This is a genomic window from Streptomyces sp. NPDC002690 (assembly GCF_053592415.1).
In genome coordinates, this window is record NZ_JBSFVR010000294.1 from 1 (window position 1) to 9,532 (window position 9,532).

Below are 9,532 nucleotides of genomic sequence, written 5' to 3' on the forward strand. Positions count from 1 at the left end.
CTCCCGCCTTATCGTGCCGACATGTGTGGAATCGTGGGTTATGTCGGATCACAGTCGGCGCAGGACGTAGTCGTCGCGGGGCTGAAGCGGCTGGACGTCCTCGTCCGACGACGAGTTCCTGCTGACCACCGCGCTGCCCACGCTCGCCCCGGGCGCCGTCCGCCGGGTGGGGCTCGGGCCGGCCGAGGGTATCCGCGTCACCCGGCGCACGAACTTGCACGAGTCGACCTCCGGCCTGCGCGGCAACACCACCGTGCTCAACCACGGTGTCCGCGTGGAGCTGGCCAACGGGCTCGCGCGGCCCGTCCGGGTCGAGGTTCACGAGCGGGTGCCCGTCACCTCCGATCCGGACGTGCGGATCGAGGAGCGGGCCGACTGGACCGTGCCCGTGGAGGGCGCGGGGCCCGACCACCACGCGGCGGGCACCCGCGTCTGGCGCCTGGACCTGGCCGCAGGGGCCACTGCCGCACTCGACGGCGGCTACGAGATCCGCATACCGACCGGCAAGTCCCTGGTCGGCGGCAACCGCAGGAGCTGACACCCGCCATGTCCACGGCCCCCGAGCCTCTTCCCTTCCCCGTCACCGCCGTCACCTGCCTGGAAGACCGGGCCCACGTCGAGCGCACCGCCGTGCTCGACCTGGTGCCCGGCGTCCAGCGGCTCCGTCTCGGCCCCGTCAGCGCGCTCGCCGTCGACCGGAGCCTCCACGCGGAACTGACCGCCCCGTACTCCGCGACCGTCCTCGACGTACGGATCGTCCGCACCTGGACACCGCGCGGACCGCATCCGCTCACCGACGAGGACTCTCCCCTCCGCCACCGGGTGCGCGCCCTCGAAGAGGAGCGGCCGTCCCTGGAACGGCAGCGCGACCGCCTGCGCACCCGTCTCGACGTGCTCGGCCGTCTCGCCGCCGATCTGCTGCGTGACATCGGCGAGGGAGCCGGCACCGGTGAGCCCGAACAGTCCCGCTGGGCGGGCGAACTGGACCGGGTGGACGACGAACGTGACACGTACGGCGAGCGACTCCGCTCCGTGGAGGCCCGGTTGGCAGCTCTGGCCGACGAACTCGGCGAGGCGGAGAGGGCCATGGTCCTCACCGAGGACGAACCGGCCGAGCTCGTCGGCCACATCGAGCTGACCGTGGAGGCCGGGGCCGCCGGGCCGGCCGGGCTGCGCCTGACCCACCTCACCCCGTGCGCACTGTGGCGGCCCGCCTACCGGGCCGTGCTCGACGGGGGGTCCCTGACGCTGGAGACGGACGCGGTGGTCTGGCAGCGGACGGGCGAGGACTGGTCGGACGTACCGCTGACCCTGTCGACGGCCCGCTCGGCGTCGGCGGGAGCGCCACCGCGGCTGACCGAGGACCGGCTGACGCTGAAGGACCGTCCGGCGGCCGAACGCCGCACGGTCGAGGTGGAGTTGCGCGAGGAGGAGATCGCGACACTCGGCCCCACTCCGGTGCTGGGCCTGCCCGGGGTGGACGACGGTGGCGAGGCGCGGGTCCTGAGGTCTCCCGCGCCGGTCTCGGTGCCCGGCGACGGCCGCGCCCACCGCGTACCGCTCTCCTCGTTCACCACCCCCGCACGCGACGAGTACGCCTGCGCACCGGAATTGTCCCCGCTGGTCACCCGAGTGGTGCGGTTCGACAACCGTTCCGGCCACGCGCTGCTCGCGGGTCCGGTGGACCTGATCCGCGGGAGCGGGTTCGGCGGGCACGGCACGCTGGACTTCACCGCGCCCGGCGGCCCGGCCGAGCTGGCCTTCGGCAGCCTCGACGACTTCCACGTGGTCCGGGAGACCGAGGAGTCCCGCGACACCACCGGCATCACCCAGCGGACCGTGGTCGCCCGGACGGTACGGCTGCGTCTGTCGCGGTTCTCGGCCCCTGGGGACGAGGGCGAGCGGGTGGTCGTCCTGCGGGAGCGCGTTCCGGTCTCGGAGGTCTCCGCGGTGGAGGTGCACCTGAGCAAGGACGGCTGCTCCCCCGCGCCGGACGCGGTCGACGCCGAGGGCATCGTCCGCTGGGACGTCTCCCTCCCGCCCGGCGGGCATCGCACGGTCACCCTGGTCTACGAGGTGTCGGCAAGCGCCAAGGTCACCGGGGTCTGAGCAGGGCGAACGCAGGGCGGACGCGGGGCGGACGCGGGGCGGACGCGGGGCGGACGCGGGGCGGACGCGGAACAAAATCGGGGCGGACGCGGAACGGAAGCGGCGCCGGAGCAGAACGGAACCAAGGCGTCCGCGGGTTGACGGGACCATGTCCGAACGGCAAAGATCATCGGGCTCGACTCTGACAACGTTGTCGTACGAGAGGAATGCGATGAAAGCGCTGAGAAAACGCGTATTCGGCGTCCTGTTGATCGCCACCACCATGGTCGCGGCCTCCGCCACCTCCGGTGTCGCGAACTCCCGGGCCCAGGGAGCGAAGTTCGCCGCCGACCCCACCACGCTGGTCGACACGTCGATCGGCAACAACGGCGACGGGACCACCTTTCCCGGGGCCTCCGCGCCGTTCGGGATGGTGCAGCTGAGCCCCGACACGCAGCTGAACAAGTACGCCTCCTACGACTACGCCCAGGACACCATCCTCGGTTTCAGCCACACGCACCTCTCGGGCGTCGGTTGTCAGACGATGGGCAACTTCCGCTTCATGCCGACCACCGGCGCGGTCACCTCGTCCGACCCGGCCCAGTACGGCGCGAAGTTCAGCCACGACAACGAGACCCGCTCGCCGGGCTACTACGGCGTGAAGCTCGACAACGGCATCGAGGCCGAGCTCACCGCGACCGAGCGCACCGGCCAGCACCGGTACACCTTCCCGGCAGGTTCGGACTCGGAGAACGTGCTCATCGAGACCGGCCAGAGCAACGGCAGCACCTACGCCGGTGACATCAAGGTGGTCGGCGACGACACCGTGGAGGGCTGGCTCCAGGGCGGCAACTTCTGCGGCGAGACCGGCAAGGAGCGTTACCGGATCTTCTTCAGCGCCAAGTTCGACCGGAAGTTCTCGACCTTCGGCACCTGGTCCGACAACACGCTCACCCCGGGCGCCCGCGAAGCGACGCGCGGCACCAAGCGCGCCGGCGCCTGGCTTTCCTTCGACCCCACGAAGGGCGACCAGGTCGGCACGTCGGTCGGCCTCTCCTACACCTCGGTCGACGGCGCACGCCTCAACCGCAAGGCCGAGCAGCCGAAGTCGTTCGACAAGGCCCGCGCCGGCGTCCACGACGACTGGAAGGACGAGCTGAACCGGATGCGCGTGGCCGGCGGCACCACCGCCGACCAGCGCACCTACTACAGCGCGCTCTACCACTCACTGCTGCACCCGTCGATCGGCTCCGACGTCGACAACCGCTACCGCGGCTTCGACGACCAGGTGCACCGCGCGGACTCCACGTACTACCAGATGTTCTCGCTCTGGGACACCTACCGCTCGCAGAACCAGCTGGTGGCCCTGCTGAACCCGGACAAGGCCACGGACATGGCCAAGTCCGTGCTGCACATCTACCAGGACGGCGGTTGGGTTCCGCGCTGGGGCCTCGGCGGCGGCGAGACCAACGTGATGAGCGGCGACCCGATCACACCGTGGGTCGTCGACCTCTACAACCGCGGCCTGCTCGACAAGAGCACCTCGCGTCAGCTCTTCGACGCGCTCTGGAAGAACGTCAACGAGGTCCCCGCCGACCAGTCGCTCTTCCGCGGCCGCGACGGCAACCCGACGTACGTCCAGAACGGCTGGGTCGCCTACCAGAACCTGCCCGGCTACACGTACGGCGACAGCCGCCAGGCCGGTTCGGCCACGCTGGAGTACGCGCTCGCCGACTGCGCGCTGTCCACCATGGCCGGTGGCCTCGGCTACCGGGACAAGGCCGCGACGCTCGCCTCGCGCTGCGACAACTTCTCCACGCTCTGGGACTCCGGCGTGACGTCGCAGGGGTTCACCGGCTTCCCGGTCACCCGTAACGCGGACGGCACCGTCGCCGGCGACCCCGACCCCACCCAGTCCGGCGCCTTCCACGAGGGCACCGCCTGGCAGTACCAGTGGCTCGCCCAGCAGGACCCGCAGACCCTCTACGGCCTCATGGGCGGTAAGGACAAGGCCGAGCAGCGGCTCGACACCTTCTTCGACCTGCCCACCGTGCTCGCCGACCCGGCGAAGGCCGCCAAGGAGAGCTGGGTGACCGGGGCGTACGACTACCACAACAACTTCGCCTTCAACCCGAACAACGAGCCCGACTTCCACACCCCGTGGATGTACACGTGGACCGACTCGCCGTGGAAGACCTCGTCCGTGCTGCGCGCGATGCGGACCCTCTTCACCGATGACGCGTACGGCATGCCCGGCAACGACGACCTCGGCGCCACCTCGTCGCTGCTCGTCTTCGCCATGGCCGGTGTCTTCGAGGTCCAGCCCGGTTCCGCCAACTACGTCGTTACCGCACCGATGTTCGAGAAGGTCGAGATCCGGCCGGAACACGGCCGCACGATCAGCATCGAGGCCCCCGGCGCCAGCGCGTCGAAGCTCCAGTACGTGTCCTCCGTGAACACGTCCCAGGGCAAGCTGCGCCAGAGCTGGCTCTCCCACGAGAACCTGCTGCACGCCGGCACGATTCGGATCAACCTCTCCGAGAAGCCGACGACCTGGGGCGTCAACGCCGCCCCGCCCGCCATGGGCGCCACGGCCGCCAAGCGCTGACGGCCCCCCGGGGGTGTCCGGCCGAGTCGACCACGACCCGGCCGGGCACCCCCGCCGTGCGTCGCGGGTGACGCGACCTCAGGTCCGGTGGGACGCCCCCGCACCCGCCCCCGGCACGCGGCCCAGCCGGGAGCGGGGGCGATCCACCGCGCGTCGCGGGACCGCCTCAGTGCATCAACTCGGAGTGGGGGTGCTCCGGTGATACCGGACAGACGTAGAGCTGCTGGTCGTAGCCGCTGGCGATTTCGACGGCGGTCGGTTGCCTCGGAGCGGTTTTGGTGCTGAGGGGCGCGACGCGGGCGTCGCGCCGAACGCGACCGCGGTCGTGCACCTCGATGCCTCGGGCGCGGAAGAAGTCGATCACGACCTGGCCCTCAGCCCCCGTGTGGCCGGCGGACGAACCGGCGCGTTCCCGGTCTTCGCGGACTTCGTCCGGGAGCCAGCTGCTGCCGTCCTCTCCCTCGAACGTGGCGATGGTCAGCAGTGCGTCCATGTCGCTGCCGCAGGCGGTACAGAGCCGGGGTGTGGGGTCGGTGGCGCCCCAGCGAGGCCAACCGCCGACCTTCCAGCCGGGCGCGCCGGCCAACTCACGGTCGTAATACAGCTCCGGGGACGACGCGTAGTCATCCACATCCGTGACCGCTGCCCGCCATGCGCTCCAGGTCCCGAGCTGCTGCCGGAGTTCCTTGCTCAACTCCAGATGGTCGGGATATTCGGTGACCCGCTCCGGGTTGAGCAGGCACGGCTCGGGCAGGTAGCCGGCGGACCGCATCACGGGCGGTTCGGGGGGCGTGGCCAGGATGTCCGTGACCGCGGCTGCCGACCGCCAGAACAGCGCGGTCCTGGGCATGGCCGGGTGGTCGAAGGGGCACCACAGGACCTGGAGCAGGTCAGCTCCCTCAGGTGTGGGCAGATCGGGCACGTCCCGTCGGTACAACTGAGCAACAGGCAGCATCGCCATGGAACCCTCGTACGGGGCGAGCACCGATTCCGGCCGATGATCCCGAGGGGGACGAATCCGGCGAAGGGTCTCTCGTTCCCGCGCGGTCAAGCTCCTGTCGCGCGAGGCGGCACGGATCTGTCGTTCCTGCCGCACGTCCGCCGGGGACAGAGCAGGGCGCGTCGCATTCCTCACGTGGGGTCCCTCGCAGTGCGGCCACGGCTCGTCGGCGGGCCACAGCAGCGGTCCGCCGATGGAACTGTCCTGCGGTAGCGGGGCCCCGGGGCGAGGGTGCAACCGGGTCGCCGTACGTGCCCGCGGGCCCAGTCGAGGGAAGAGTGCGGCAACGTCGAACGGTCGCGGCGGAGTGGTCGGAGTCCTGTTCATGGTCGCGATCATGCCAACTCGGTCCGACAACGCTCGCCGCCTCTTCACTCCGGTTTCATCCCCCCCGCCTGCGCGTGGCCGCCCATCGGTTGACGAAAGCGCAACGGAATCGCCGATGGACCCCCCACCGTAGAGAATCCGACCAGAGGGTCCATATGTGAGGTCAGCAACCCCCCATCCCGGAAAGAAGTAATTTTGGAAGCAATGCTAGGATTCATGGTTCCGAACGCGGAGTGACGGAGTGGAACCTGAATGACGAACGGGATCGAGGAGGCAATCTGCTGGAGCGGACCCGCCGTCCTCAGTATCTTCGTACTTGACCCGAGCGAGAAGCCGGTACCCAAGTCCGCTTTTGAACTCGACGGACACGCACCATCATCCGTGGGCACCTACCGCCTGGAGGTCGACCCTGGGGACAAGCGTTTTCCGGAAGTCTGGGAGTACGATCTGACCTTCGAATCCCTCCCTGGGCATCTCGCCGAGGTCGGCGAGAAACTTCTTTGCCGTGGCACACAGCAGGATTCCGTAGTCGCCTGGCTGGCTTTCGAGGGCATCTTCAACTTCGACAGGCTCTTCTCGGACACACTTTTTGCACAGATTTACGGGTACTACATGGCTGGTCAGAAACCCGTGGTCGTGGACGACGCCACAATCCGGAGCAGCGAGTGGAGGGAGCGTATCCGTGCTGTCCATGACTTCCTCGAGGAGAAGTTTCCAGCCCCCCAACAGGGTCCCGAAGAAGGGGAACTCCGGATCTCCGGATCGGGTCGTCGCGCTCGATATCCATCTTGAAGTGGCACGTCCGCTCGAGTTCTGAGAGTCCCCTCAAGTGGCGATCGCCCGGCACGAAACTCTCCGCGAGACCTCCGGAGTCGCCGTCCGCCCGCGATGCCCGGAGCCACGCCCGAAGCTCGACCGGGAAAACGACGCCGGGAAAACCGACGCCCGTGCGCTCCTCGGCCGCAGCGCTCGCCGCCTGCGGAGCAGGAGCAAGGATCGACGGCGCGGTCGTCGGCGCATTCGCCGCCAGCCACTCCACCAGTCGCCGCCACGTCAACCGCGCTTCCCTCATGGGGCATTCCTACGTCGGGACGCCGTCCTGCGGCCTCGCGGCACACCCTACGGACCGGCGACGACACGCCGAGGAGCGCGACGACATCCGCGAGGACGACCATGGATCCGCATTCCGGGACACTGGCCGAATCACGTCGCGTGACGACCACAGTCACCCCCGACCGCCACCGGGGCGTGCTCTCTCCGACCCCGCGCCCGGGCCGGCCTCCAGGCGGAAGTGTATCGAACGCCCTTACGGACAACCGGACTTGGGGGAATCGGGCGAAACTCTTGCGCGCCCCGCCCCGCCGGTTTAGCGTCTGTGCCACCCAAGCGCCCCTCCCCCCACTCGACGCCGCCTCCAAATTGTTAGCGCTAACAATTTCACTCCACGGCCTGACCTGCGACAACGCAAGGAACCGCGCCTCCCCCGCTGCCCCCGACCGCGTGCGACACGGCCATGTCGCCGCACCGGGCGCAGCTCCGCGCCGACGGGCGCCCGGGCGGACCCGCTCGCCTGACGACGTACCCCACACGCCGTCCGGACCTGGCTCCACGGCCGAACGACGTGCCCCTGCTTCAGGGAGCGTCGGGTGTGCGCGCACCGCCTTACACGTATCCCGAACGCCCCGCCCGGAACTTCGTGCTGCCCGTGGTGTCTCTCCTGCTCTCCGCGCACCGGCCAAAGGCGCTCGGAGTCCGGTCCGCCCTTCGGTAATTCCCCGGCCCATCAACGAAACGAGGACAGTGATGAAAGGACTCCGGTCCGCCTTCCGCCGCCGCGCAGCCGCGCTGACGGCGGCCCTGGTCGGCGTGCTCGTCGCCGGCACCCTCTCGGGCACCGCGGTCTCCCAGGCCGCGACGTCCCAGCCCTGCGACCTGTACGCCGCCGGTGGTACGCCGTGCGTCGCCGCGCACAGCACCACCCGCGCGCTGTACGGCTCGTACAACGGGGCGCTGTACCAGGTGCGCCGCGCCTCGGACAGCACCACTCGTGACATCGGGGTACTCAGCGCCGGAGGGTACGCCAACGCCGCCGCGCAGGACTCGTTCTGTGCGGGGACCAGCTGCGTCATCACGGTCATCTACGACCAGACCGGCCGCAACAACCGTCTGACCCAGGCTCCCCCCGGTGGGTTCAGCGGCCCCGCCGCAGGCGGCTACGACAAACTCGCCAACGCCACGATGGCGCCGGTCACCCTCAACGGCAACCGCGCCTACGGCGTCTTCGTCTCGCCCGGAACCGGCTACCGCAACAACGCGACGAACGGCATCGCGACCGGTGACAAGGCCGAGGGGATGTACGCGCTCTTCGACGGCACGCACTACAACGACGGCTGCTGCTTCGACTACGGCAACGCCGAGACCAACAGCCTCGACAACGGCAACGGCACCATGGAGGCCATCTACTTCGGCAACAGCAAGGGCTGGGGCTCGGGCGCCGGCAACGGCCCCTGGGTGATGGCCGACCTGGAGAACGGCCTGTTCTCCGGAGTCAACACCGGATACAACGCCAACGACCCCACCGTCAGCCACCGCTTCCTCACCGCGATCGTCAAGGGTGAGCCGAACCACTGGTCCATCCGCGCGGGCAACGCCCAGTCCGGTTCGCTCTCCACCTATTACAACGGGGTCCGGCCGAACGCCTCCGGCTACAACCCGATGAAGAAGGAGGGCGCCATCATCCTCGGCATCGGCGGCGACAACAGCGTCAGCGCGGCCGGTACCTTCTACGAGGGCGTCATGACCTCGGGCTATCCGACCGACGCCACCGAGAACTCCGTCCAGGCCAACATCGTCGCGGCCGGCTACGCGCAGGGTTCGGGCGGCGGGACCGCCCTCAACAGCGGCTCCTCGGTGTCGCTCCGGGCGACCACCTCCTGCTGCACCACCAGCTACCTCAGCCACTCGGGGGCGAACGTCAACACCACGGTGGTCAGCTCCGCCAGCTCGGCCACCGACAAGGCGAACGCCTCCTGGATCGTCCGGCCCGGCCTGGCCAACAGCGCCTGCCGGTCCTTCGAGTCGAAGAACACGCCGGGCAGTTATCTTCGGCACCAGAACTACCAGCTCTACCTGCACGCCAACGACAACAGCGCGCTCTTCGCCAATGACGCCACCTTCTGCTCGCAGTCGGGCGTGAACGGCCAGGGCAATTCACTGGTCTCGTACAACTTCGCCGACCGCTACATCCGCCACTTCAACAACACCGGATACGTCGCCTCGAACGGCGGCTCCAACACCTTCGACGCCGCCGCCCTCTGGCCGGACGACGTCAGCTGGGCGGTCGTCTCCGCCTGGACTCCCTGACCACTGGAGTCCGGACCAGCCGACCACAGGAGGCTGGACTCCCTGACCACGTGAGGAGCGGGCGGCCGTCCCCGAGGGCACCCCCCCCCGCCACCCCGGGCCTCACTCGCAGAACATTAGGGTGCACCCGGGGGGCGAAGTCGCTC

5 protein-coding genes and 1 pseudogene are annotated in these 9,532 nt (G+C 69.4%); 5 read left to right on the forward strand and 1 reads right to left on the reverse strand.

The annotated features are described in order from the left end of the window. Positions 1–106: 106 nt before the first annotated feature. The 3 genes and pseudogenes from ACWD3D_RS27815 to ACWD3D_RS27825 all read left to right on the forward strand — a co-directional run. Positions 107–538 (forward strand): annotated as a pseudogene (locus tag ACWD3D_RS27815) (DUF4139 domain-containing protein); the annotation flags it as partial. Positions 539–546: 8 nt separating this feature from the next. Beyond that, positions 547–2,109, forward strand: a complete 1,563-nt coding sequence (locus ACWD3D_RS27820) for a mucoidy inhibitor MuiA family protein (protein ID WP_451463532.1) — start codon at positions 547–549, stop codon at positions 2,107–2,109. A 211-nt stretch (positions 2,110–2,320) separates the two neighbouring features. Then, positions 2,321–4,696: a GH92 family glycosyl hydrolase gene (locus ACWD3D_RS27825; RefSeq protein WP_451463533.1), complete on the forward strand. Its 2,376-nt coding sequence runs from the start codon at positions 2,321–2,323 to the stop codon at positions 4,694–4,696. A 166-nt stretch (positions 4,697–4,862) separates the two neighbouring features. Here ACWD3D_RS27825 and ACWD3D_RS27830 read toward each other — a convergent pair whose 3' ends face one another. Continuing rightward, positions 4,863–5,618, reverse strand: coding sequence for a non-ribosomal peptide synthetase (locus ACWD3D_RS27830; protein ID WP_451463534.1), 756 nt, complete (start codon positions 5,616–5,618; stop codon positions 4,863–4,865). A gap of 657 nt (positions 5,619–6,275) precedes the next feature. Here ACWD3D_RS27830 and ACWD3D_RS27835 point away from each other — a divergent pair. Next, the gene (locus tag ACWD3D_RS27835) at positions 6,276–6,815 is read left to right on the forward strand and encodes a hypothetical protein (protein WP_451463535.1); all 540 of its coding nucleotides are present in this window, start codon (positions 6,276–6,278) and stop codon (positions 6,813–6,815) included. Between the two features lie 1,011 nt (positions 6,816–7,826). Beyond that, a complete protein-coding gene (locus ACWD3D_RS27840; protein ID WP_451463536.1) occupies positions 7,827–9,386 on the forward strand; it encodes an alpha-L-arabinofuranosidase B in 1,560 nt (519 codons plus the stop codon). Positions 9,387–9,532: the final 146 nt, after the last annotated feature.